Genomic DNA, 22,135 nt, shown 5'->3' with positions numbered 1-22,135 from the left:
AAGATCCTCTATAAACTTTCAAGCCAGGCCTCATCTTCTACCTGGATTCCTAATTCTTGTGCTTTGGTTAACTTGCTACCAGCGTCGCTACCTGCAACGACCAAATCTGTTTTTTTGGAAACCGATCCAGTTACCTTAGCGCCTAAACTTTCTAATTTTGCCTTGGCTTCTGAACGTGTGAGTCGCTCCAGCTTCCCAGTCAAAACGACTGTCATTCCTGATAATGCTGCATCAGTAGCGACTTTTTCACCAAGATAGGTCCTATTGACTCCAGCTTCTTTAAGCTCTTGCAGGAGCCGCTTGGATCCTTCTTGCGCGAAATAACGCTTGAGGCTTTCAGCCACGACCATACCGAGACTGTCAATGCTGGCAATTCGTTCTGGATCAGCTGTAGCCAATTGGTCGAGGTCATGAAATTCTTGGAGGAGGATTTGACTAACCTTGCTACCGACATGGCGGATCCCCAAACCAAAGAGCAACTTCTCAGCTGAATTCTCTTTTGAAGCTTGAATGGCTTCATAGAGTTTTTCAGCAGATTTTTCTTTAAAGCCTTCCAAAGTCAATAGATCCTCGACTGTCAGACGATAGATCCCAGCTACATCCTCTACCAACTGAGCTGCGAAGAGTTTCTCTACAACAGCTGGACCCAAGCCTGTGATATTCATAGCATCCCGACTTGCAAAGTGGTTCAATCCTTCCTTAATCTGTGCTGGACAGAGCGGATTGATACAGCGAAGGGCCACCTCATCCTCGAAATGAAGCAACTCACTCTGGCAGCTCGGACAATGTGTTGGAATGGCTATTGCTTGATCAGAGACTCGCTTATCTTTGACAACACGCAAGACCGCAGGAATGATATCACCCGCCTTGTAGACAATGACGGTATCATTCTGATGAATATCTTTTTCAGCAATATAGTCCACATTGTGTAAGGTTGCCCGACTAACAGTGGTTCCTGCTAGCTGGACTGGAGTTAGATTGGCAGTTGGCGTGACAACACCGGTCCGTCCAACCGTCCAATCAACTGATAAGATTTTCGCTTCTTTTTCTTCAGCTGGAAACTTATAGGCTACAGCCCATTTAGGAGCTTTTACGGTAAAGCCTAGTTCTTCTTGAACAGCTAGATCATTGACCTTGATGACAATCCCATCGATATCGTAGGGAAGATCCTCTCGAAGCTGAGCTACTTTTTGGATAAAATCCCAAATATGCTCCATATCTTCAGCCAGCACTCGCTCTTGGTTCACGACAAACCCTAAGCGGGCTAATTTCTCAAGCACGCCTTCCTGACTGCTTTGATCGGTCGGACTCACTTCTTGATACAAGAAGGTCGCTAGATTTCGCTTGGCCACGATTTTCGTATCCAATTGGCGAAGCGTTCCTGCAGCAGCATTCCGTGGATTAGCAAACTCCGGCTCGCCGTTTTCTTGACGGATCTGATTGACCCGATCAAAGGAAGCCCTTGGCATGTAGCACTCGCCTCGAACTGTAATGTTCACTGGCTCTGGTAACACCAAAGGAATGTCCTTGACCCGCTTGAGGTTCTCTGTAATATCCTCACCGACAGAACCATCCCCACGTGTTGCCCCCGTTACAAGGACACCATTTTCATAGGTGAGCGAAATGGACAAGCCATCGATCTTCAGCTCACATACATAGCTGATGGAAGAAAATTCCTTACGGACACGCTGATCAAAGGCTTCTAATTCTTCACGCGAAAAAGCATCCTGCAAACTATAAAGGGGATACTGGTGCTGGTATTTAGTAAAGCCTTTTAAAACCACCCCACCTACACGGTGAGTTGGGCTCTCTGGTAAGATCTCATCTGGATGAGCAGTTTCTAGTTCCACCAACTCCCGATATAATTGATCATACTCACTATCTGAAACTGATGGAGCGTCTTTTGTGTAATACTCATAAGCATAACGATTGAGTAATTCCACTAATTCTTTCATTCTGGTTTTCATGTTCTTATTTTATCATAAAATCTTAATTTAGCCTTGAATTTACTGCTTTCTTAGCATTAAAAAAAGGAGCCAGAGCTCCCTTTTCTTATTTTGTAAAATCGATCCGTTTAGAAAGTTGATTGATCACAATCGCTCCAAAAATCAAGGATGCAAATTCACCCAATCCCATGGTCAACCAGTTATAGAAGAATGGTTGGCCTTGAAGGTAATAAAGTTCCAAGGCAATCGTAAACATGGAGATGGAAAAGAAAATCGCAAACAAGAAATGGTCCAAGCGAATAAGACCGTCAAACAAGAACTTGTTTTTGAAACGACTAAATAGAATGAGTCCAAGTCCTAAGAAGACAAAGGTTGAACCTCCACCAACAAAGACATCGATCCATCCAAAACTAAATAAGTTAGCAATCATACAACCAAGCGTCACCGCAATCAAGTACTTCTTATTGTAAAAGGCTAAGAAATTCATCATCTCCGAAACACGGAATTGATAGCCATAATAGGCCATGGCATTGAGAGGAGGGGTAATCGTTAATACGATATAAATCGCGGCAACAATGGCAATTTGTGCCATATCACGAGCAGTTAACTGTTTCATTTATTCTCCTTTAGCGGTTTTCCCGCGTATAATATGCTTGGCGAAAGGATTTTAAGCACCAAGGGTTGAATAATTTATTTTTTCAACCTTTCAAGTATAGCATATTTTAAGGTTTTATGGTAGACTAAATTTATGAAAACACTAATTAAAAAATTTTTTGATAACGAGATTTTATCCTATCTCTTTTTTGGAGTTGCCACAACCATTGTTTCCGTCGGAACCCGCCTCTTCATCTATCATGTGTCTCGTGATGAACGATTAGCGACAGCGATTGGAAACATTGCTGGGATCCTTTTTGCCTTTGCGACCAATGATACCATCGTCTTTAAGCAAGAGAGAAAAGGCTGGTTTCAGCGCCTAATCCGATTTGCGATTGCGCGCTCTGGGACCTTTATACTGGACATGGCCTTAACAGAAATCTTTGTCAAGCAATTCCCAGGAATTATCGGGCAATTTGTCCACAATAACAAAAGCCAGATCAATCTAATCGAAACCCTCTTTGCACAAGTGGCCATTGTGGTCCTCAATTACGTCTTTAGTAAACTCTTCGTCTTTAAAAATAAGAACAAGGCTTGAAACGATTGTTTCAGCCTTATTCTTTTAAACTTCTATACTTGCATGCTCTGCACTTAATTGATAGATGGTGCCTTCAACCCCAAAATAATCCTTGGCTAGATCTTTCAATTCCTGCATGGCTGTTTGAGCCCGTTTGGCCTGCTCCTCATTGATGGCTTCAATAACCAGGATAGCGTCCTTTGTATCTTCTGTTAGCATGGTTCTTTGTGCCTCACGCCAATTCAAACAACGGCAAACGGCGCCTTCTTGGTCATAGTAGATGATCTCCCCTTCCAAAGCCGGCGCATCTTCATCGGCTCCTAATGGAAAGAAAGGTTCGCCTCCTTTCGCTTGTCCTAGAGAGAGTTCACCCACCAATTTATCCATATCTTCTCCCCCACAAGGAAGGGCATAAGCCATAGACACACTATTGTAAAGATCCACCAAAGGACTAATCGGATAGAATTCACGTCCCTGATGAACCCGTTTTAAGAGTGCCTCGATTGAAGATCGGGCTCCTTTTTTTGTTTTAAACTTGCTAAAAGCTTGGCGCCACTCTTGAACGAACTCACTCTGGGTATAGTTTTCCTCATCGATAAATTCCCATGCTCGCTTGGCACCCTTGTCCAACAATTCTTTGAAATAAGGATCCTTGGCTTCATCTACTGTATTATCAATGCCATACAAGGACATCACTGTAATTCTAGCTGTTGGGAATAAATCCCAAAATGCTTGATCGACTGTCACTTTCATTGCTTTACCTCACTATAATTTCTTTTTTGACCTTTTTTGACTAGCTCCCAATCCAAGGTGATATTCTCACGAATTCGGATGAGATACTCCTCTAACTGTGAGACTTCTTCTTTTGAAAATCCTTTTAAGGCAGTTTTTTCAGAGTAAAGATGCTCCCCTAAAATGAAGAGGTAAATCTTCTTGCCTTTTTCAGTTAATTCCCATTCCTTGGTTTTGAGGTTTTCACCCCTTGGGCGCTGTTGAATCAAGCCTCGTTCTTCTAGTTTTTTTACGGATCGGGCAACAGTTGAGCGATCTACTTTTAAGAGCTCAGAGAGTTCTTCCTGAATCATTCCAGGTTGCTCCGCAATTCGCACCAAGTAAAGGTATTGACCACGCGCCAGATCCAAATCTCGAAATTCAATATTTGCTATAGAATCCAGTGCTCGCGCAATGATGCCAATCTCACGCAAAATACTCATCTCACTCCTCCTTTCCTATTGACAATAGCATAACACATTTTTGTTGCAAATGCAACAAAATAGATAAGAAAAAAAGAGGCTGGGACAAAAGTCCTAGCCTCTCAATTATTTTTGGATTGTCGAGCAAGACGCAGTAGTTGAGTGGGCTCTACTACGCTGATTTCATTAGCTTTTACAGTCCTACTCAACTGTGAGGAGGTGGAACGACGAAATCGAATTCTAACGAATTACTGATTTCTGTCCCACTCTCCCTTATTCCGTATTATCTTTTTTTATCAAGCGTAAGCGACGCTTTAATATTTGTGAAGCTTCTTTATGCCGAAAAGCTACTTTTTCCGTTTTTAATTTGGAGACAATTTCTCCATTGCGCGTTTGGAACTTCGCTTCTCTAGCAAATTGAATACTGGCGTTTAAAATACAACCAATAATCATGATTTTAGCCACCAAGATGAACCAAAACATGATAACCGCTAGGACGACCGAACCAAAGAAACGAGCATCTAAAAAATGACTCACATAACGATCCACATATTTCCAAAAGATATTCAAGATCGCATACAGGACAGCAACAACGAAGGTCGCTCCTGGAAGAACATATCTAAATTTTGGAATTTTGACATTTGGAAGGGTGTAATAGAGCAAGACCAGACTGACAAAAAGCAAGAGATAGATGGTCGGCTCAGTCAAATTCAGTAAGCGCACATAAATCGTCCGATCAAATGAAAAGGTCTGATAGAGATAGCGGACAATCATTTTTCCAAACATGGAAAGGATCAAAGAAAGACCAAACAAGCCCTGCAAGGCAAAACTGATCAGAAAGCTAAAGAGTCGTCCCCAGATAATACCACGCTCCTTTTCCACCCCATAACTCTTGTTATAGGCTTTTTGGAGGTAGGCAATGCTCTGTGAGAAGATCCACAAAGCAGAAATAATCGAGAAACTCAGTAAGCCTGTTGACGGTTTGGTCAACACACTCGAAATCATCTGTGCCACTATTCGATATAAGGAGGCTGGCAAGACTTTTTGTAAGCTCAAAAGAATCTGGGTAGGACGAATATGAAAGTAAGGCAGAATATTGGCTGCAATCAGCATCAAAGGGAAAATGGAGATCAACAGATAATAGGCAACCGCAATGCTAGTGATATCAGACTCTGCACTCTGATAAAACCGCACGAAGCCCTTTATAAATGGCTGCCCCAGTACTTTTTGTAGGATCTTTTTCATTCGTCACCTCCCCATTTTACTAAAAAAGAGCAAAGAGCGAAACCAGACACTTGCCTTCAGCTCCATTCTTTCCTCTCTATTTTTTAGTATGTTCCTTCTTCACCTTGACTAGTCAAGATCACTGGACCATCTTTTGTAATCACAAATTGATGCTCGTATTGACAAGAAAGGCCACCGTCGAGGGTCTTATGGGCCCAACCAGTTTCCATATCTGTATCAATCTCCCAAGTACCGGTATTAATCATTGGCTCAATCGTCAAGACCATCCCTTCACGTAAGCGAAGGCCACGTCCAGCACGACCATAATGCGGGACCATTGGTTCTTCATGCATGGTAGGCCCGACACCGTGTCCGACCAAATCACGCACCACTCCATAGCCTTTGCTTTCCGCATACTCTTGAATCGCTGCACCAATATCTCCCAAGCGATTGCCAACGACCGCTTTCTCAATTCCCTTATAGAGACATTCTTTGGTCACGTCCATCAAATCTTTGACTTCTTGAGAAACATTTCCAACCGCATAAGCCCAGCAAGAATCTGCCAAGCCACCACTATAAGACTCCGTGTATTTCTTCACTTGGGCTACATTATCAAAATCTAATTTCGATACATCCAAAACAGATTTATCCAGTGGTTCTGACAAGACCATGTCTACCTTGAGGAGATCCCCATCTTTGAGAATGACGTGACGTGGAAAAGCATGGGCTACTTCGTCATTCAAACCACAGCAAGTCGCATAAGGATAGTCCATGAGACTGCCTTCTACACCGATCTGAAGTGGCAAGACATTGGCTTCTTTACAGCGACGACGGACATATTCTTCAACTTCCCAAAGATCAAGCCCTGGCTTGATCAAGTAACGTAATCCAATATGGATACTGGCAAGGAAATCTCCTGCACGATCCATGGCTTCAATTTCACGTTGTGATTTTAATGTAATCATTGTCTCCTCATTTCTTTTTGTTTAATTAATCTTAATCGTAATGGTTGCTTTTGCGACTAGCTGCAAATCTAAATACAAGCTAAAATCAACCAAGGCTGAACGTCTGGTTCTTCGAACAAGTTGGGGTTCAATGCGGATCACATCATCCACCTGCACAGCCTGTAAAAAATTGATGATCAACTGTTCGACAATCAAGCTACGCCCACTGTGTTGCATCATCTTGCGAACAACCTTCATCAGCACTTCGATCATCACCCCATTGGCCAAAACACCGCTTTTCTCCAGCATACTTGGCTCCACTGTGAATTGGTAATGGTCGTTCTCTGTTTGAATCTTTTGACCAATCTGCTCACTAAAGGTTGGTAAGCTCGAAAACTGCACCTTGCTAATCCGATCCATGACATCCCGCCGCGTAATAACCCCCAGCAAGGTCTGGTTATTACGAACAACAGGAATCATTTCATAATCTTCAGCGATCATCCGTTGGCTAATCGTCGCAATGCTGGTGGACAAATTGGTAGTAAAGATGGTCCGTGACATCACCTTATCAAGGGTCGTCTGAGGCACCTTATCTCCAGCATCTCTCATGGTCACGACGCCCACCACCATCTGGTGCTGATTGACAACTGGAAAGCGGCTAAAGCGATTCTTTCGAACCAAATCTAAATAATCCCGGACCGTATCCGTCTCAGAAAGATAGCCGTACTCATGGAAGGGCCGATAGACCTGCTCGACTGTCAAGATATCCGTCTTGATCTGCATGTTGGACAAAGCCTTATTGATCATGGTCGCTACGGTATAGGTATCGTGTGAAGTTCGTATGACTGGGATTTGTACCTGATTGGCCAGATCAATCACATCCTCACTGACCTCAAAGCCACCTGTCACTAAGACCGCATTGTCATGCTTAAGTGCCAATCGTTGGATGTTAGTGCGGTCTCCCACGATCAAAAGCCCACCTTCAGAAACATAGTCAAGAACGTGCTTTTCTGTCATGGCACCGATGTAAAATTTATTAAATTCTTTTTCGAGCCCCTCTTCACCAGCTAATATTTCAGAACCAGTGATTTCTAAAATTTCCCGATACGTCAAGTGCTCTAGTACAGCTTTTTGCGATTTGACACGGATGGTCCCGCTTCTAGGACGCGTTTCGACAATTCCTTGATTTTCAGCTTCTTTAATGGCACGATAGGCTGTCCCATCACTGACATTCAAAAAATTGGAGATACTGCGGACACTGACCCGTTTCCCAATCGGTAATTTTTCGAGATAGTCTAAAATCTCTTGGTGTTTACTCATAAAAGTCCCCTCTACCTAGGCGGAAATCATAATAATCGCGCATTTTACGCGTATAGCGGTCACTCCCTTTGAATTGACGAAAGAGACGAAAACCAGCCTTTAAAGCGACCTTTTGACTCCCTGCATTTTCAACATGGGTGACAATCTTAAGCTCCTTCAGTTGAAATTTTTCAAATGATAGGTAGGCCAACTCTTTGACCGCTTCTGTCATCAGACCCTTTCCCCATAAATCTTTGCGTAAAAAGTAGCCTAACTCAGCCTCACCCTTGATTTCATCCAACTTTTCAAACTTGATGGAGCCAACCATCTGATTGGTTTCCTTATCACAGATGGCCCAAACCCCCAAAGGATTTTTCATGAAATAGTTGGCAAGTACATATTGAGTTTCAGCAAGATCGGCTTGTGCAGGAAAGATAAATTGTAGGTTATCAGGATTCGAAGCAATCTTATAAAAATCTTCCGCATCCTCAAAGAGAAAAGGTCGTAAATACAACCTTTGTGTTTCAATTAGTGAATAGGCAGCTAAGTGCGTCCAAATATTCATGTCAAACTCCATTGTTCGTGTATTCAGCCGCCACTATCAGGCCCCTAGGTCGGTCACTATTCCTCTACCAACTGGATATCTGCTCCAAGTTGGGTCAATTTATGAATAATATCTGAATACCCGCGAAGGATGTATTCCACATTTGTAATTTCTGTTGTTCCAGAAGCCATCAGACCTGCGATCACTAAAGCCGCACCAGCTCGAAGATCCGTCGCTTTCACACTGGATCCTGTCAATTGATTTGGCCCTTCATAGATAATATGGTCGTTCAAGGTCGAAATAGTGGCCCCCATTTTAGCCAATTCTGGCACATGGTTGACCCGTTTTTCATAAATCGTATCAACAATGCGCCCACGTCCTGCAGCAGTTAAGAGCAAAGGTGTGATCGGTTGTTGCAAATCAGTCGCAAAACCAGGATAAGGAGACGTTTTGATCTGGATGGCCTTCAAGCCCGTCTGCTTTTCTACAAAGATACTATCTTCAGAAATGGTCATGCGCACACCCATTTCCTCTAACTTAGCAATATAGCTCTCCAAATGCTCATACAGGACATTATTGATCTGGATACCTTCCCCAATAGCAGCTGCAAGGGCAATATAGGTTCCAGCTTCGATGCGATCTGGAATCACCTGATGTCTCGTCCCATGCAAATGGGGAACACCATCAATGATAATAATATCCGTCCCTGCTCCCCGAATATGGGCTCCCATGTTGTTGAGCAAGGTCACCACATCGATAATCTCAGGTTCCCGAGCAGCATTTTCAATCACTGTCCGTCCCTTAGCTTTGACCGCCGCCAAAATCGTATTGATCGTTGCACCGACACTAACTGTATCCATGTAGATGTTAGCTCCTTGAAGAGGCCGACCTTCAGTTGCAAGCTTCATACTAGAGCCATCCATAGCCATAGTGGCTCCCATCGCTTCAAAGGCCTTCAAATGCAAATCAATCGGACGTGGGCCAAGGTCACACCCACCAGGAAGCCCAACCGTTGCTTGACCATAGCGCCCTAACAAGCTGCCATAGAAATAATAGGAAGCTCGCAGACTATTGATCTTTCCAAATGGCATAGGCATATTCTTCACTCCACGTGGATCAATGATCAAGCTGTCTTCATTGCGCTCAATCTTAGCCCCCATGATGGTCATGATTTCAATCAGACTCGCCACGTCGGAGATATCCGGTACCCCGTCAAGGGTCACGATATCATCCGCCAGAATGGTCGCCGGAATCAGGGCTACTACGCTATTTTTTGCACCACTAATGGACACCTCTCCTTTTAGAGGGCGACCACCATTTATTACAATTTTTTTCATCTTATTAATTTATTAGTTCTTTCAAGTCTTTTTCCTTTTACTATCGTTTTTTTAACGGAAATAAAAGGGACAACGTATTCAAAATACTGCACCTATTATACCACAGATCGCCCTATTTTTCCATCTGTAGGAATTTTCAAAACGAAAAAAAGCTAGGATCATCTTGATCCTAACTTTTCCATTTCAACTAATCATTTTACAGCTTCTTTCAAGGTTTCCACCTTGTCTAAACGCTCCCATGGAAGGTCGATATCTGTCCGTCCCATATGGCCATATGCTGCTGTTTGACGGTAGATTGGACGCTTGAGGTCGAGCATTTGGATAATCCCTGCAGGACGAAGATCAAAGATTTGACGCGCTGCTGCCTCTAATTTGCTCTCAGCAACAGTACTTGTACCAAAGGTATCGATACGAACAGATACTGGATGAGCCACCCCGATCGCATAAGCCAATTGCACTTCTGCCTTCTTAGCAAGACCTCTTGCTACGATATTCTTGGCAATGTAGCGAGTCGCATAAGAAGCGGAACGGTCTACCTTCGTCGCATCCTTACCAGAGAAGGCACCACCACCGTGACGTGAATAACCACCATAAGTATCCACAATGATCTTACGACCTGTCAAACCAGAGTCTCCTTGAGGTCCACCGATAACGAAACGACCGGTTGGATTGATGAAGAATTTGGTCTCATCATCAATATAAGAAGCTGGAATCACTTCTTTGATAACCTTGTTAATGACATCTTCATGAATTTGTTCATTGCTGACATCTGGATCATGTTGAGTTGAAATAACCACCGTATCCACGCGCACCGGGCGATCGTTTTCATCGTACTCAACCGTAACTTGAGATTTCGCATCTGGACGAAGATAGCTGATTTCCCCAGACTTACGAAGCTCTGCCAAACGACGAACCAACTTGTGGCTGAGTGAGATTGGAAGTGGCATAAGTTCTTCTGTCTCATCCACCGCAAACCCAAACATGAGACCTTGGTCTCCTGCTCCAATCAAATCAAGTGGATCTTGATCTGCATTTCCACGTACTTCCAAGGCTTCGTTTACCCCTTGGGCAATATCAGGAGATTGTTCCACCAAAGATGGGTGTACTCCTACAGTCTCAGCAGAGAATCCATATTCCGTATTGGTATAACCAATCTCTGCAATCGTATCTCGAACAACCCGGTTAATATCCACATAAGCCGTCGTTGAAATCTCACCAAAGACATGCACGGAACCAGTATAAACAGCTGTTTCTGCAGCCACGTGAGCTTCAGGATCTTGCTCTAAAATAGCATCTAAAATAGCATCTGAAATTTGGTCTGCAATCTTATCTGGATGCCCCTCAGATACTGATTCAGACGTGAAAAGTTTACGTTCTGACATAAAAATGTCCCCCCTTAAAAAATATTGTTATAGAGTTACAAAGTACTGATAGAAAGACTATCACCTTATCGGGACCATATAACACTTCATTATAACACATTACCAATGATATGGAAAATTATTTTACAAGAAGCCTATTAGATCAGTTTTTTTAGTCTATGAACGACCTAATTATACCGACTTGAATATAGTTCTCAAAGTTCCTAAAAAGTTCTCAAAAAAATACCCCATAGGGTATCTATCGTTTACGAGTTCAGCAAGAAAGATCTAGCACCCTAACACGGTACTTCTTTATCTTCAAAAATAGTAGGTAACCGCGCAGCAATGGGTGTTCCACCACCTATTACATAGTTAAATTACAACATATTTATAAAAATCTTCAATCCCATCTACACTAGTCACTCTCCATTTTTAAACAACACAGTTCCAATCAATACCAGCACTCCTACCACAAGCGGTGGTATATGATTAATCACCCAATCCGGATCACCCGCACAATAAATGAAAAAACATAAATAGTCGCTATATAAAGAGTTGTTTTATTGCCCTTTGCTTTTCCATTCCACAAGAGGATAGTTGCAATAACAAAGCTAATCATATGGATTCCCAAAAAGTACAAAAAGCCACCAGCCCACGCTCCCATTGAAAAGAGACCTAATAAAAGTAAAACTGTATAAGCAATGGCTATGAACAAGGCAAAAGAAAGTATTGCAGAAGTCCCAACTCTCTTCTCTGGCTTCATTTCATTGTTCGGAAAAAGACTTTCATCTGAAGCATATGCCTCATTTTCTTTATCTACTTCAGGATTTTTTTGTTGATCTGTCATAACTTTCTCCTAACATTTTTAGTTATTCTTTCAAATAATAGCGCCTAAAATAGAGCGGAAGAACTGATTTAACTGTCTCTTTGATCGACCCGAATACTTTTTATTGAGTAGAGTTGACCATACCCATTTTTTGATTAAGAGCTTTTCTCTTCTTTAACCAGGAGTGTTCCGATTAAATCCAAAATACCTAAACATAAGGGAGCAATTCGAAATATTTCCCAGTCCGGATCAAAAGCCAAGATGATAGACAGCAGATAGAGTCCAACACTCGCATAGAGAAGGCTTTTATTCCCCTTCTTCATCCCTAGTCGAATTAGAAAGGCCCCAATCGCAAGACTTAATAAGTTTGGACCAAGGAAAATCAAAACGACAAATCCCCAACCATAACCCCAAGGTGCAAAGTAAAAGACAAACAATACAAGATAGATAATGGATAAGTAAAATGTCGCTGAAAGAAGAATAGAATGTAAGCTATTTTCTTTTGGAGGATTCTGAACAGATACAGAATTGGGATAATCTTCACTTAACTTACTATGTTCTTTATTTTCCTCAAAATGTTTCTCTTGGTTTGTCATCACTTTCTCCTTCCTTTCTTATATTTTTATGTTTTTCCTTTAACACCATTATTCTTGATTCCATTATTCTTTTCATGATAGCCATCTATTCAATGCTATCTCTTAAACATTAATTTGAACAGGTTTTCAATTAGATTGCTAACATATCATGAAATAGACTGGAAGCTTCCCTAAATAAAATCAGCCTCTGCAATAGCTCGTTTCACTTCTTCAATTGGTAAATTGACCAGTTCTACTTCTTTTTCACGGTAAAGATACTCAGCATATTCATCGATCCGATACTGATGAATGTATACCACTCTCTTGCAACCGACTTGAAGCAATTGCTTGGTACAATTGAGACAAGGAAAATGCGTCACATAAGCTGTAAAGCCCTTGGGAATTCCACGTTCAGCTCCTTGCAAAATCGCATTGACTTCCGCATGAATCGTCCGGACACAATGTCCCTCGACCATGAGGCAGCCATCCTCTAGACAATGATCTGTCCCAGAAACGGACCCATTATAACCCGTTGCAATGACCTTATTATCCTTAACCAGAACGGCCCCTACCTTAGCGCGATTACAGGTCGCTCGATTCGAAATCAGTAAGGCCTGTGCTGCAAAATATTCATCCCATGCTAGTCGATTGTGTGTCACCTTTGTATCCTCCATCTCTCCTCATATTGCTTACGATTATTTTCATTATAGCATGAAATCAACAAGAAAAAAAGACTGAGAAAACCTTCCCAGTCTTATAAATATTATTTAGCAAGTTTTGCTTTCGCTGCATCTGCAAGAGCTGTGAAAGCTGCTGCATCGTTAACAGCCAAGTCAGCAAGCATTTTACGGTTAACTTCGATCTCAGCCAATTTCAGACCATGCATCAATTGTGAGTATGAAAGTCCATTCAAACGAGCTGCCGCATTGATACGTGTGATCCACAATTTACGGAAGTCACGTTTCTTTTGACGACGGTCACGGTATGCATAGTAGTAAGAGTTCATTACTTGTTCTTTTGCAGTACGGAACAAGATATGTTTAGCTCCATAGTAACCTTTAGCTAATTTAAGAATACGTTTACGACGTTTGCGTGATACAACGCCACCTTTAACACGTGCCATTTATATTTCCTCCAATATTTCCTAGAATTCTTTACTTACGAATACGCGATTATTTCAAGCGAGTAAGCATTGCTTTGATACGTTTGAAATCTCCTGCATGCACCATAGATGCTTTACGAAGATGACGACGTTGTTTCTTAGTTTTTCCGTGGAAACGGTGAGAAGTGTAAGCACGGAAACGTTTAAGTCCACCAGAACCTGTACGTTTGAAACGTTTAGCTGATGCGCGGTGTGTTTTTTGTTTTGGCATGATATTTTCTCCTTTTTTTAACTTTCTGACAGATTATTTCTTGTCAGTTGCTGGCGCCAATTGCATGAACATTTGACGTCCATCCATCTTAGCTCGTTGTTCGATGATCGCCACATCTTGTGTCGCTTCAGCGAAGTCGGCTAAAACTTTAGCACCAATCTCTTTGTGGGTAATCATACGACCCTTAAAGCGAATGGATACCTTCACTTTATTTCCTTTTTCAAGGAATTTGCGAGCATTGCGAAGTTTTGTATCGAAATCACCCTTGTCAATCACTGGGCTCAAACGAACTTCTTTCACGGTCACAACGCTTTGTTTTTTGCGTTGTTCTTTTTGCTTCTTCTGGTACTCAAATTTGAACTTACCGTAGTCCATAATTTTCGCAACAGGAGGTTTAGCTTGAGGTTGAATGAGAACCAAGTCAACATTAGCATCGTCCGCAAGTGCTTGCGCTTCGCTAAGTGGTTTGATACCCAATTGCTCACCTTCAAGACCGATTAAGCGAACTTCACGTACACGAATTTCATCATTGATGAATAAGTCTTGCTTTGCTATGGTTTTCACCTCTTTTTTATTATTCGAGAAAAACAAAGAACGAGCCTGCAAAACAGGCCCGAACTACATGATGTATTTCATTACTGAAACTTGATCCGTAGGGGCCAGGCAACTTGCGTCACAAGGCGAGAAGTTCTCACTTCTGCTTTTCTCAACTTTTATATAATATCAAGTTTTTTATTCTTTGTCAAGAAGTTTTTTTGCTTTTTCTTCAATAAAGGCAACAACGTCTGCAATTCCAACACCCGTCGTATCATAATGAATGGCATCAGCTGCAGGTTTCAAAGGAGACACGGCACGGTGGCTGTCCTTATAGTCCCGCTCAGCGATTTCTTTTTTCAGCAATTCAAGATCCGCTGTAATGCCCTTCTCAACATTTTCATTATAGCGACGTTTTGCCCTCTCCTCCACAGAAGCAACCAAAAAGATCTTTAATTCTGCATGTGGAAGGACAACTGTCCCAATATCACGACCATCCATAACAATGCCACCTTCTGCTGCAATCTCTTGCTGTAGAGCGACAAGTTTTTCACGGACTGGTGCAAGTGCTGCAACCCATGAGACATTATTGGTCACTTGGTTATCGCGAATCGGGTGGGTAATATCCACATCTGCTACAAAAACGAGCTGTTCTCCGTCTTCCGAACGACCAAAACTAATCGGATACTGATCTAAAAGGTCTAACAAGTCATCAACCTGTTCGGCTGTCAATTTATTTTGCAAAGCTAGATAAGTCGCTGCACGATACATAGCCCCCGTATCTAGATACGTATAGTCTAGATCCTTAGCAATGATCTTCGCAACCGTTGACTTTCCACTAGAAGCCGGTCCATCAATAGCAATTTGAATTTGTTTCATGCTGTGCTCAACTCCTACTGAATCTTAACGACATCACCAGGATTGGCATACCATGATCCTGTAGACATGTGAGATGGATTTAACTGTTCCAATTGAGCAATGGAAATGCCGGCACGCGCCGCAATAGTCGCTTCCCCTTCTCCTGCTTGAACAGTAATCGTTCCTTCTTCAGAGTTTTCATTTTTCGAACTGTCCTCGGTAGCTTCTTGTTTGTTCTTTGCCGCAGGGGCGGATGATTTCTGTTCAACCTTGGTCTCACCATTATAGAATCCAGACATTTGTTTGGATTTGTTGCTGCCACCTGTTGAAAGGAAAATCAACAAGCAGACCATCGCCACTACTACTACAAAGAAAATAATGGCTAAAATCGTCAATAGACGATCTGCCTTAATTCCGTTTAACTTACTCGTTCTTTTCAATGTTTCTTCTCCATCATCGTAAATATCTTCTTCCCATGGTTCTTTTGCCATGACTTCCTCCTTGTTTTTTCTCGTAAAAATCATTACAATAGAAGTATGAAAGTTACGTTAATTCCAGATCGTTGCATCGCTTGCGGTCTCTGTCAGACCTATTCTGAATTATTTGATTACCATGACAATGGCATCGTTAAATTTGCTGCTGAAGAGGACAACCTCCTTGAAAAGGAAGTCCCTGTCACAAACGATGTTCTCGAGGCTATTAAAGAATGCCCCACTCGTGCTCTCTTAAAAGATTAAGAGGGCTTTTTATTTGTCTGCATAATACATCTCGTAGTAATCCACATGGATGAAGTTATCCGTCAGGATTACTTCTCCCTTAAAATAAGGATTTAAGGCAAGTGCATTGATAAAGTATTTTTTCGGCCATTTGCGCATACAGAATGTCCGACTTCGCGAACCGTCATTAAAAATGAGCTTGATTGATTTCTTATTTACTTCGACCTTTTCGATCGAGTCAATCTTCACCTTGATTGGAGTAAAAGGATTAGCTGTAATAATCCGCAAGATCCCGTCTTCATAGATCGTGAAGTAACGATGAACTCCAATCGCGAGCAAGACCATAAATAAAAAGAACGAAAACAAAACTAGCGTTGGCACACTAGAGCTCTCATACATCAAGGCCAGTCCAATAAAGACCGGAATCACGGCAATGGACCAATAAGTCACAAGTATTGATAAGTCCGGTTGCCAATGATAATGGACCTTTCCAAATATCTTAATCATGAGCGTACCCCCATCTAATAGTTTAGCATAAAAAACAAAAAAAAGGGAGCTAGACAGCTAAAAACACAAAGATTTTTACCTGCTAGCCTCCTTTTAATTTGATCGGTTAGTTGGAACTTTAAAAAAGTCTTTAGATAGGTAACCTTTCCCACTAATCAGGTCGTATTCAACCATTTTTAAATCATCCGCAATCTCTAACGCTTCTCCTTCTAAAGCCTTTTTATCGACACTTGCTTTTTTCAATACTTCTGTTAACAAAGCATAGTAAGGCGAAACTTTTGAATTGGTCTGTTCAAAGACCATAGCAGAGAAATCACTTGAATTGACCAAAGGATAATTCAATTTTGGAGCATCAAAATTACTCCAAATGAAGTAATCTGTCTGATACTGGCTCTCCGGATTATTCTTAAAGGCGGACTCAGGATAAAGTCCTGGCAAGTGATCCCCATAAAATACCACTGTGATCTTCTTATCTATTTTAGAAAGACTTTCCAGGAAGGATTGGGTAGCGGTGTCTGTTTGTGAAAGCAAGCGACTGTAAAAGGTTAGTTTTGAATTTTCTTCATCACTAAACCCTTTACCTTTACCATCCAAAGATTCTGGATTTGCTTCCAACCACGGTGTATGATTTTGCATGGTCATTACAGAAAAGAATTGTCCGGTTTTGTCGTTTAAATTATCTAGAACAATATTATAAGTGGATTCATCACTCGGACTGATTCCTTCATTTCTATATTTGATCCCTTTTGTATTGGTCGTAATGAAATCTTTGAAATCTAACCGCGAATACACAATATCCCGAGAATAATTCGATTTACCTGCCAAGTGAACAGCAACCTTATTCTGTTTCGAGTATGCATTACTGATAGATGGCACATCATGGATCTTAGGAAGGACTTCCGTATACAAGACAGATACAGTTTGCGATAAATTGTAGAAAGGTAAACCTGTCAGAGTCTGGAACTCCATATTTGCAGTTCCGCCACCATAACCATCCGATTGCATTTGCCCACTCGTATGGGTCTTCATGATATTCTCAATATTTGGAATTGGATTTTGCGTCAGTTCTACTCCCTCAACTTTTCTAGGGTCAGAAAAGCTTTCGCTCAGTATATAGATAACTGTTTGATCGTTTAAGTAGTTACTTCTCTCCTTATTGATCTCATTCGACAAATTAGTATATTTTTTGACTATTTTTTCAAGACGTTCTTTTGAATAATCATCCGGTTTTAGAATAACTTCTGTGGTTAATTGATTCATCCAAACATAGGACAAGCCCTTATAACGTGCATTGGTCGTATTGCCTAGCCAATTAATATCCTGATAATTGTTCAGGGTGCTAATAATTGGTACATTGGCCTTGATCTTACCGTTTTCTTTATCACTGAATATTCCATTGACACTCTTCAAACACAAGAGCATCATAGAGATAGCTACAATTTGAATTTTCCATGAGGAAATAATTCTTCCCTTGAACAGGTACTTTTTCCCAACAATTAGTAGACAAACCAGAAAGACCACCAATAAAAGGATGTAAAACATTTGCGCTTTGTCCACAAAACTCAAAAGGGTCATTGGTTTACTTAGCCAAGTTAAATCACTCGGTAAAACTGGTTCATTCCTCATCCCAAACTTAATGGAATTAGCAACCACAAAAGCTATGGAAACAATGGAAATGAGACAGGTAGCGATCCAATATTGATTGATACAAAGATAAACAAAGATGAGGATCGCTGTCAGAATGAGAATTTGAAATAAGATGGCATCTGGAATCGTGTAATGAACGCCTAAGAAGGGTTCTGTACGACCTAAACTGAATTGGATAAAATAATTCAATACGATTGCAATAGTGGTACTAGAGAAGAACACTAAAGACAAACTAGCTTTGTTCTTGACAAAATCTCGCTGCCCTTTTGTATACAAGAATCCAAGTAAGGAAATCAACGGGAATAGAAAGTATAAGAATTCATTCGTCAACCAGAATTGTTGGGCTGAGTATTTGCCAATTTCAAACGCCTTATACAAAAAATTATCCGTCCTGTAAATAAGGGTAGAAAAATTTTTATCTGTTACGATAAATGTGATCAAGAGTTGTGATAAGACCAGATACTGGTAGTTCTCGCCTATCTCTTCTCCTCCTTTTTTCCGACTAGGGAACTTATCGTAAGGCTGTCGCAATAGAACCAAACCACCTGTCAGAGCAAACAGAAGGAAAATAAAAAGGAAGGAATCCGTTCTAAAGAATGGATTCTGATCAAAATTCCAAACCTTGTATTTTGGATTATTCAAATAGATCGTGATTTCCGTCAAATAAGATAGAGTATTGTAAACCAAATAACTGACAACCAGTTTGAATGGAAACCATTTTTTAAAATTGAACTGGGATAATATTGGAACTAATAGTAGGAAACTTATTCCAAATAAAATTCCTAAAAAATTGACATATTGTAAGACTGTACCAGTTGCCTTGTTGTGAACAGCAAGATTATTCTGGGCTAGATAAAAATTAAAAAAAGAAAATAGAACGAAAGTAATCAAATAATACCACTGGGTTCTTGAGACTTTTGATAAAACTGAGAGGATAAATTCATTAATATTAAACTCTTTTTTCCGTTTCATTATTTCACTTTCTTTATCATTCTTTTTAGTATATATTTCACAGCTCTTGCTGGTCCAATCACAATATACTTCAAGGCTCCTTTGATCCCCCCAATTTGATTAAAGTCTACAAAGGTATGGGGTTGAAGATCTTCGCGATTGTTCAATTGCTTATTATCGATAAAAGGTGTCAGAACATGTGGGTTTTGAGAGATCCTAAAGTCATATTTTTGGTCCCAAGCAATGTAGATCAACAAACGTTCGATCGCATGCAATATCGAATTTTGAGGTAGAGGTTCAGCTGGAACATCTGCTGCTGTCAAATTCAAATCAAAGAGTGGTTTCAAAGCATCGTATTTAAACCAAACAAAGGTCCCATAACTCATGACAAAGGTATTGAGATTTTTGAAGTCAATTGTCTTGGTCGCTCCCATCCGTTCCCAGAGCTTGTTCATCTCTGGTGAAATAAGAGCCTCATTCCAAGCAACCACTATTCGATTATAACGGAAGAAAGTTGGAATATCTGCGATAGTGATTCCGACTTTTGGATTGGCTTCCATATTGGCTAGGATTTGATCAGCCGGTTTGACCAACATCTCGATCAATTCTTTGCGCCAAGATTCACCTGCCCAAAAATCTGCTTCTTTGGATTTCTTGGTATGGAAATGGCCGACATAATCATAACGTGAGAGTTGCTCTTTTAAGAACAGCATTGGCAACACATCCCGTCCAATGTTTCCAGTCACCACAACCGTGGCATCTTGTGCTCGATGAGAAAGAATTTTCTCAATAGCCTGCTTCTTCTCTTCTACATCTGTCGTAATCCATAAGTCATAGGTGAAATGAAATGCTTGGAAAGCATCTAGAAATTCTTCCAAGAGGTCCACATAAAAGACATGAAGATGAACCGCAACTTTTTTATCAAAATCTCCTGCCAATTCCTGTTTTTTCACGTACTTACGCGATAACAAATACGGATAGTCCGGACGATCAATCATAGACATGTGGTTGAGGATCAAATCTAATGGATAGTCCGATATACGTTCCAATTCGTCAAAAATGTAAGGAATGATTCCTTCATTATTCGCAATGGTTTTGACTTTGATAAAAGGAACCTTATGACGGAGAATCGCTGTAGGATTGTAGTAAGAAAAGTCTGGATAGAGCATCCCTGTGGTGTCTTCATGAATGGTATCAAAAACAGTTTTATAGCGAAAACCAGCATCCAAGAAATTCGTTGTGACCTTGGTCTCGTAGTGATCAATCACATCTTGAACATTGGTGAAGTCTTGAACACCCTGCCAAAATTCTGGGAAGGCGTTTGATGTCAGCACCTGTTTTTTAAAACTGAGATAATAACTCTGAATATGCTCGTTAAAATCCTTGTCTTTCCGGTAATTGGTCATACCCCAGAAATCTACTTCATCATCATGTTCAAACTGCTGATAAATAGGTTCTAGATCCCAAAGCGGTCCAAAGCAGGTATCATTCATGAGGGTAACAGAATCAAAGTGAGCCAGTTGATCAAAGCCGACTGTCTTCATCCCATCCCGCCAAGCAGCGAAATCAAAGCCACTATTTTGGCGCTCAAGGATATCATCTACCAACTGTTGCGAGAACAAATGATCCTTCATATCTTCTGGTAGCTGACTATTGGAGATAAAGACCACCCGTGAATACAAGGGGCGGATTTTTTCTAATTGGTAAAGTACATGTCCACTGATAAAGTTAAATTTATTGAAGTGGACATATAAAAGTAAACGTTGCATATTATTTCCTTATTCTTAAGAATTTCAAGATCTTTGTTGGAATGGTCCAACGTTTGGATGTGATAACGGCGTTATATGCTACTTTCGTAGCTTCTAGATCAGCCTCAAGTTTTTTTATTCTATTCTGACTATCCAAGAACTCAGTTGCAAAAACTTTTCCAATATAATCCGGTGCGACTATATCATCGACAGGAATCATCTTATAACGTAATCTATATTCTCCTTCTTCCTTAACATCATAGATCAGTTGTGGATCCGGTTCGCTAAAGAAAAAGTAACCATCAACAATGACTCCGTTACTATAAACTGGCGAGTAAACCTTTCCGTTAGAATCTCTCAATTCAACATCAGAGTAATAGCTTGGACTTTCAGACAGATCAACTCGGATAACAGAAGTTCCCTTCGGAATTTCGATTGCCAGACTATCTTCTTTTTGAAGAAGTTTGGTCATGGTACAATCTTCCGAATAAGTATTTTCTTCGTCACCAAAATAAATTGTAACAGACTCCATTCCGATGTGTGAAAGAGAATCCATTGGTTTGGAAAGGCGAATCTCATAAGTATTATTACGATCTAAAAGGATCTTCGTCATCTCTTTATAATCGGCATTTGGATATTTATCAAGATACTCAAGTTGTGTTTTCAACAACTTATGAAATCGTCGTTCTAATTTTTTAAAATCAGTAGGACGAGAATCCGATCCTTGATTAATGGTATAAGCAACTGTCGCTTCATCCAGATAGGCTAAAGAAGTCCGTTGAAAGAGTTCCAATTGGAGGTTGAAAGTATCATCTGATGTCGTTAAATCTAACTCTTGATTGACTTCTAACATCAGATCTCTTTCAACTAGCCATGTAGAGGCCATGGTAAAACCTCTTGTTGCAAGCATCTTTTCATAGGTATCTGCTAATGGAATCGTATGATTAGCAAAGCCAGCCTTAGAAATGAGAGTTCCATTTTCACCATAAATATCAAAATCTGTATTGGACCATTTGCAATCAGGCTCACTTTCTAATAAGTCAACCTGTTTCTGAAGTTTTAAAGGGTCTAACCAAAAATCATCTCCGTCACAGCGGGCAATATACTTTCCACGTGCTTCTTTACAGATAGAGACCCAGGTTTTAGAAATTCCCTGATTCTCATCCTGATAAAAGGCACGAATCAGATCAAGGTAGTTGGCTTGATAATCCTGAATGATAGAACGAGATCCATCGCTTGAAGCATCATCTACCAAGATAATCTCATAATCAAACTCAGTTTGTTGGGCTAAGAAGCTATCAATCGTCTTCTTTAGCCAGGGCTCTTTATTAAAAACCGTACAAATAATCGAAACAAAAGGCGTCGTTTCCATATTTCCCTC

The 22,135-nt window shown here is 40.8% G+C and carries 24 protein-coding genes, 1 riboswitch and 1 other annotated feature; of the genes, 2 read left to right on the top strand and 22 right to left on the bottom strand.

The genetic code is table 11. From position 1 onward, the window contains the following. Positions 1 to 8 precede the first annotated feature (8 nt). Entirely contained in the window at positions 9 to 1,967 is a 1,959-nt protein-coding gene (gene ligA, locus AB4X21_RS04785; RefSeq protein ID WP_369088295.1) for an NAD-dependent DNA ligase LigA, read from the bottom strand. An 85-nt stretch (positions 1,968 to 2,052) separates the two neighbouring features. After that, the gene (locus AB4X21_RS04780) at positions 2,053 to 2,562 is read right to left on the bottom strand and encodes a QueT transporter family protein (RefSeq protein ID WP_369088294.1); all 510 of its coding nucleotides are present in this window, start codon (positions 2,560 to 2,562) and stop codon (positions 2,053 to 2,055) included. After that, positions 2,560 to 2,666: riboswitch (PreQ1 riboswitch) on the bottom strand. (Overlaps the previous gene by 3 nt.) A gap of 28 nt (positions 2,667 to 2,694) precedes the next feature. On the opposite strand from AB4X21_RS04780, the gene AB4X21_RS04775 reads away from it, so the two are divergent. After that, positions 2,695 to 3,138 (top strand): GtrA family protein, encoded by a 444-nt coding sequence (locus tag AB4X21_RS04775; protein WP_021153029.1) that lies wholly within the window; start codon positions 2,695 to 2,697, stop codon positions 3,136 to 3,138. Between the two features lie 24 nt (positions 3,139 to 3,162). On the opposite strand, the gene AB4X21_RS04770 is transcribed toward AB4X21_RS04775, so the two are convergent. The 16 genes from AB4X21_RS04770 to AB4X21_RS04695 all read right to left on the bottom strand — a co-directional run bounded on the left by AB4X21_RS04770 (position 3,163) and on the right by AB4X21_RS04695 (position 15,676). Further along, a complete protein-coding gene (locus AB4X21_RS04770; RefSeq protein ID WP_369088293.1) occupies positions 3,163 to 3,870 on the bottom strand; it encodes a B3/4 domain-containing protein in 708 nt (235 codons plus the stop codon). Further along, complete coding sequence (locus AB4X21_RS04765) at positions 3,867 to 4,331, bottom strand: MarR family winged helix-turn-helix transcriptional regulator (RefSeq protein WP_369088292.1); 465 nt, start codon at positions 4,329 to 4,331, stop codon at positions 3,867 to 3,869. The genes AB4X21_RS04770 and AB4X21_RS04765 overlap by 4 nt, the downstream gene beginning before the upstream one ends. 252 nt (positions 4,332 to 4,583) lie before the next feature. Then, a complete protein-coding gene (locus AB4X21_RS04760) occupies positions 4,584 to 5,555 on the bottom strand; it encodes a YihY/virulence factor BrkB family protein (RefSeq protein ID WP_369088291.1) in 972 nt (323 codons plus the stop codon). Positions 5,556 to 5,638: 83 nt separating this feature from the next. Beyond that, the gene (locus AB4X21_RS04755) at positions 5,639 to 6,499 is read right to left on the bottom strand and encodes a methionyl aminopeptidase (protein WP_369088290.1); all 861 of its coding nucleotides are present in this window, start codon (positions 6,497 to 6,499) and stop codon (positions 5,639 to 5,641) included. Positions 6,500 to 6,520: 21 nt separating this feature from the next. Further along, positions 6,521 to 7,798: a CBS-HotDog domain-containing transcription factor SpxR gene (gene spxR, locus AB4X21_RS04750; protein ID WP_369088289.1), complete on the bottom strand. Its 1,278-nt coding sequence runs from the start codon at positions 7,796 to 7,798 to the stop codon at positions 6,521 to 6,523. Further along, complete coding sequence (locus AB4X21_RS04745) at positions 7,791 to 8,342, bottom strand: GNAT family N-acetyltransferase (RefSeq protein WP_003012126.1); 552 nt, start codon at positions 8,340 to 8,342, stop codon at positions 7,791 to 7,793. Before AB4X21_RS04745 ends, spxR begins: the two co-directional genes overlap by 8 nt. A 56-nt stretch (positions 8,343 to 8,398) precedes the next feature. Then, a complete protein-coding gene (locus tag AB4X21_RS04740) occupies positions 8,399 to 9,658 on the bottom strand; it encodes a UDP-N-acetylglucosamine 1-carboxyvinyltransferase (protein WP_369088288.1) in 1,260 nt (419 codons plus the stop codon). 191 nt (positions 9,659 to 9,849) lie between these two features. After that, a complete protein-coding gene (metK, locus tag AB4X21_RS04735; protein ID WP_369088287.1) occupies positions 9,850 to 11,040 on the bottom strand; it encodes a methionine adenosyltransferase in 1,191 nt (396 codons plus the stop codon). A 472-nt stretch (positions 11,041 to 11,512) separates the two neighbouring features. Further along, complete coding sequence (locus AB4X21_RS04730; RefSeq protein WP_369088286.1) at positions 11,513 to 11,866, bottom strand: hypothetical protein; 354 nt, start codon at positions 11,864 to 11,866, stop codon at positions 11,513 to 11,515. 134 nt (positions 11,867 to 12,000) lie between these two features. Further along, on the bottom strand, positions 12,001 to 12,441 hold the full coding sequence (locus AB4X21_RS04725; protein WP_151379015.1) for a hypothetical protein: 441 nt from the start codon (positions 12,439 to 12,441) through the stop codon (positions 12,001 to 12,003). 170 nt (positions 12,442 to 12,611) lie between these two features. After that, positions 12,612 to 13,079 (bottom strand): deaminase, encoded by a 468-nt coding sequence (locus AB4X21_RS04720; RefSeq protein WP_049490930.1) that lies wholly within the window; start codon positions 13,077 to 13,079, stop codon positions 12,612 to 12,614. A gap of 104 nt (positions 13,080 to 13,183) precedes the next feature. Then, entirely contained in the window at positions 13,184 to 13,543 is a 360-nt protein-coding gene (gene rplT / locus AB4X21_RS04715) for a 50S ribosomal protein L20 (protein WP_005590588.1), read from the bottom strand. Between the two features lie 49 nt (positions 13,544 to 13,592). Beyond that, positions 13,593 to 13,793: a 50S ribosomal protein L35 gene (rpmI, locus tag AB4X21_RS04710; protein ID WP_003003453.1), complete on the bottom strand. Its 201-nt coding sequence runs from the start codon at positions 13,791 to 13,793 to the stop codon at positions 13,593 to 13,595. Between the two features lie 33 nt (positions 13,794 to 13,826). After that, positions 13,827 to 14,357 (bottom strand): translation initiation factor IF-3, encoded by a 531-nt coding sequence (gene infC / locus AB4X21_RS04705; protein WP_003003721.1) that lies wholly within the window; start codon positions 14,355 to 14,357, stop codon positions 13,827 to 13,829. 16 nt (positions 14,358 to 14,373) lie between these two features. Further along, positions 14,374 to 14,502, bottom strand: a sequence feature (ribosomal protein L20 leader region). Positions 14,503 to 14,525: 23 nt separating this feature from the next. Continuing rightward, the gene (cmk, locus tag AB4X21_RS04700; protein ID WP_320910793.1) at positions 14,526 to 15,206 is read right to left on the bottom strand and encodes a (d)CMP kinase; all 681 of its coding nucleotides are present in this window, start codon (positions 15,204 to 15,206) and stop codon (positions 14,526 to 14,528) included. 14 nt (positions 15,207 to 15,220) lie between these two features. Beyond that, positions 15,221 to 15,676: an SAG1386/EF1546 family surface-associated protein gene (locus AB4X21_RS04695; RefSeq protein ID WP_369088285.1), complete on the bottom strand. Its 456-nt coding sequence runs from the start codon at positions 15,674 to 15,676 to the stop codon at positions 15,221 to 15,223. Between the two features lie 45 nt (positions 15,677 to 15,721). Between AB4X21_RS04695 and AB4X21_RS04690 the strand changes: the two genes are divergently transcribed. Beyond that, complete coding sequence (locus AB4X21_RS04690; protein ID WP_320910794.1) at positions 15,722 to 15,922, top strand: ferredoxin; 201 nt, start codon at positions 15,722 to 15,724, stop codon at positions 15,920 to 15,922. Positions 15,923 to 15,931: 9 nt separating this feature from the next. Here the strand turns inward: AB4X21_RS04690 and AB4X21_RS04685 are convergent, their stop codons facing one another. The 4 genes from AB4X21_RS04685 to AB4X21_RS04670 all read right to left on the bottom strand — a co-directional run bounded on the left by AB4X21_RS04685 (position 15,932) and on the right by AB4X21_RS04670 (position 22,126). Next, positions 15,932 to 16,408, bottom strand: a complete 477-nt coding sequence (locus AB4X21_RS04685) for an EbsA family protein (protein WP_003003650.1) — start codon at positions 16,406 to 16,408, stop codon at positions 15,932 to 15,934. A gap of 93 nt (positions 16,409 to 16,501) precedes the next feature. Next, the gene (locus AB4X21_RS04680) at positions 16,502 to 19,027 is read right to left on the bottom strand and encodes an LTA synthase family protein (protein ID WP_369088284.1); all 2,526 of its coding nucleotides are present in this window, start codon (positions 19,025 to 19,027) and stop codon (positions 16,502 to 16,504) included. After that, positions 19,027 to 20,775, bottom strand: a complete 1,749-nt coding sequence (locus tag AB4X21_RS04675; RefSeq protein WP_369088283.1) for a rhamnan synthesis F family protein — start codon at positions 20,773 to 20,775, stop codon at positions 19,027 to 19,029. Before AB4X21_RS04675 ends, AB4X21_RS04680 begins: the two co-directional genes overlap by 1 nt. 1 nt (position 20,776) lies before the next feature. Continuing rightward, complete coding sequence (locus AB4X21_RS04670) at positions 20,777 to 22,126, bottom strand: glycosyltransferase family 2 protein (protein WP_369088282.1); 1,350 nt, start codon at positions 22,124 to 22,126, stop codon at positions 20,777 to 20,779. Positions 22,127 to 22,135: the final 9 nt, after the last annotated feature.

This window comes from Streptococcus sp. CP1998 (assembly GCF_041026655.1).
In the GTDB taxonomy this organism is placed as follows: Bacteria; Bacillota; Bacilli; order Lactobacillales; family Streptococcaceae; genus Streptococcus; species Streptococcus dentalis.
This window is presented reverse-complemented; position numbering and strand designations above follow the sequence as displayed.

Coding starts and splice junctions, on each gene's coding strand:
- cmk (WP_320910793.1), bottom strand. CDS start 15,206: ATGAAACAAATTCAAATTGCTATTGATGGACCGGCTTCTAGTGGAAAG.
- AB4X21_RS04755 (WP_369088290.1), bottom strand. CDS start 6,499: ATGATTACATTAAAATCACAACGTGAAATTGAAGCCATGGATCGTGCA.
- spxR (WP_369088289.1), bottom strand. CDS start 7,798: ATGAGTAAACACCAAGAGATTTTAGACTATCTCGAAAAATTACCGATT.
- AB4X21_RS04745 (WP_003012126.1), bottom strand. CDS start 8,342: ATGAATATTTGGACGCACTTAGCTGCCTATTCACTAATTGAAACACAA.
- rplT (WP_005590588.1), bottom strand. CDS start 13,543: ATGGCACGTGTTAAAGGTGGCGTTGTATCACGCAAACGTCGTAAACGT.
- metK (WP_369088287.1), bottom strand. CDS start 11,040: ATGTCAGAACGTAAACTTTTCACGTCTGAATCAGTATCTGAGGGGCAT.
- AB4X21_RS04690 (WP_320910794.1), top strand. CDS start 15,722: ATGAAAGTTACGTTAATTCCAGATCGTTGCATCGCTTGCGGTCTCTGT.
- AB4X21_RS04725 (WP_151379015.1), bottom strand. CDS start 12,441: ATGACAAACCAAGAGAAACATTTTGAGGAAAATAAAGAACATAGTAAG.
- AB4X21_RS04670 (WP_369088282.1), bottom strand. CDS start 22,126: ATGGAAACGACGCCTTTTGTTTCGATTATTTGTACGGTTTTTAATAAA.
- AB4X21_RS04675 (WP_369088283.1), bottom strand. CDS start 20,775: ATGCAACGTTTACTTTTATATGTCCACTTCAATAAATTTAACTTTATC.
- ligA (WP_369088295.1), bottom strand. CDS start 1,967: ATGAAAACCAGAATGAAAGAATTAGTGGAATTACTCAATCGTTATGCT.
- AB4X21_RS04760 (WP_369088291.1), bottom strand. CDS start 5,555: ATGAAAAAGATCCTACAAAAAGTACTGGGGCAGCCATTTATAAAGGGC.
- AB4X21_RS04775 (WP_021153029.1), top strand. CDS start 2,695: ATGAAAACACTAATTAAAAAATTTTTTGATAACGAGATTTTATCCTAT.
- AB4X21_RS04695 (WP_369088285.1), bottom strand. CDS start 15,676: ATGGCAAAAGAACCATGGGAAGAAGATATTTACGATGATGGAGAAGAA.
- rpmI (WP_003003453.1), bottom strand. CDS start 13,793: ATGCCAAAACAAAAAACACACCGCGCATCAGCTAAACGTTTCAAACGT.
- AB4X21_RS04730 (WP_369088286.1), bottom strand. CDS start 11,866: ATGACAGATCAACAAAAAAATCCTGAAGTAGATAAAGAAAATGAGGCA.
- AB4X21_RS04685 (WP_003003650.1), bottom strand. CDS start 16,408: ATGATTAAGATATTTGGAAAGGTCCATTATCATTGGCAACCGGACTTA.
- AB4X21_RS04680 (WP_369088284.1), bottom strand. CDS start 19,027: ATGAAACGGAAAAAAGAGTTTAATATTAATGAATTTATCCTCTCAGTT.
- AB4X21_RS04770 (WP_369088293.1), bottom strand. CDS start 3,870: ATGAAAGTGACAGTCGATCAAGCATTTTGGGATTTATTCCCAACAGCT.
- AB4X21_RS04780 (WP_369088294.1), bottom strand. CDS start 2,562: ATGAAACAGTTAACTGCTCGTGATATGGCACAAATTGCCATTGTTGCC.
- AB4X21_RS04765 (WP_369088292.1), bottom strand. CDS start 4,331: ATGAGTATTTTGCGTGAGATTGGCATCATTGCGCGAGCACTGGATTCT.
- AB4X21_RS04740 (WP_369088288.1), bottom strand. CDS start 9,658: ATGAAAAAAATTGTAATAAATGGTGGTCGCCCTCTAAAAGGAGAGGTG.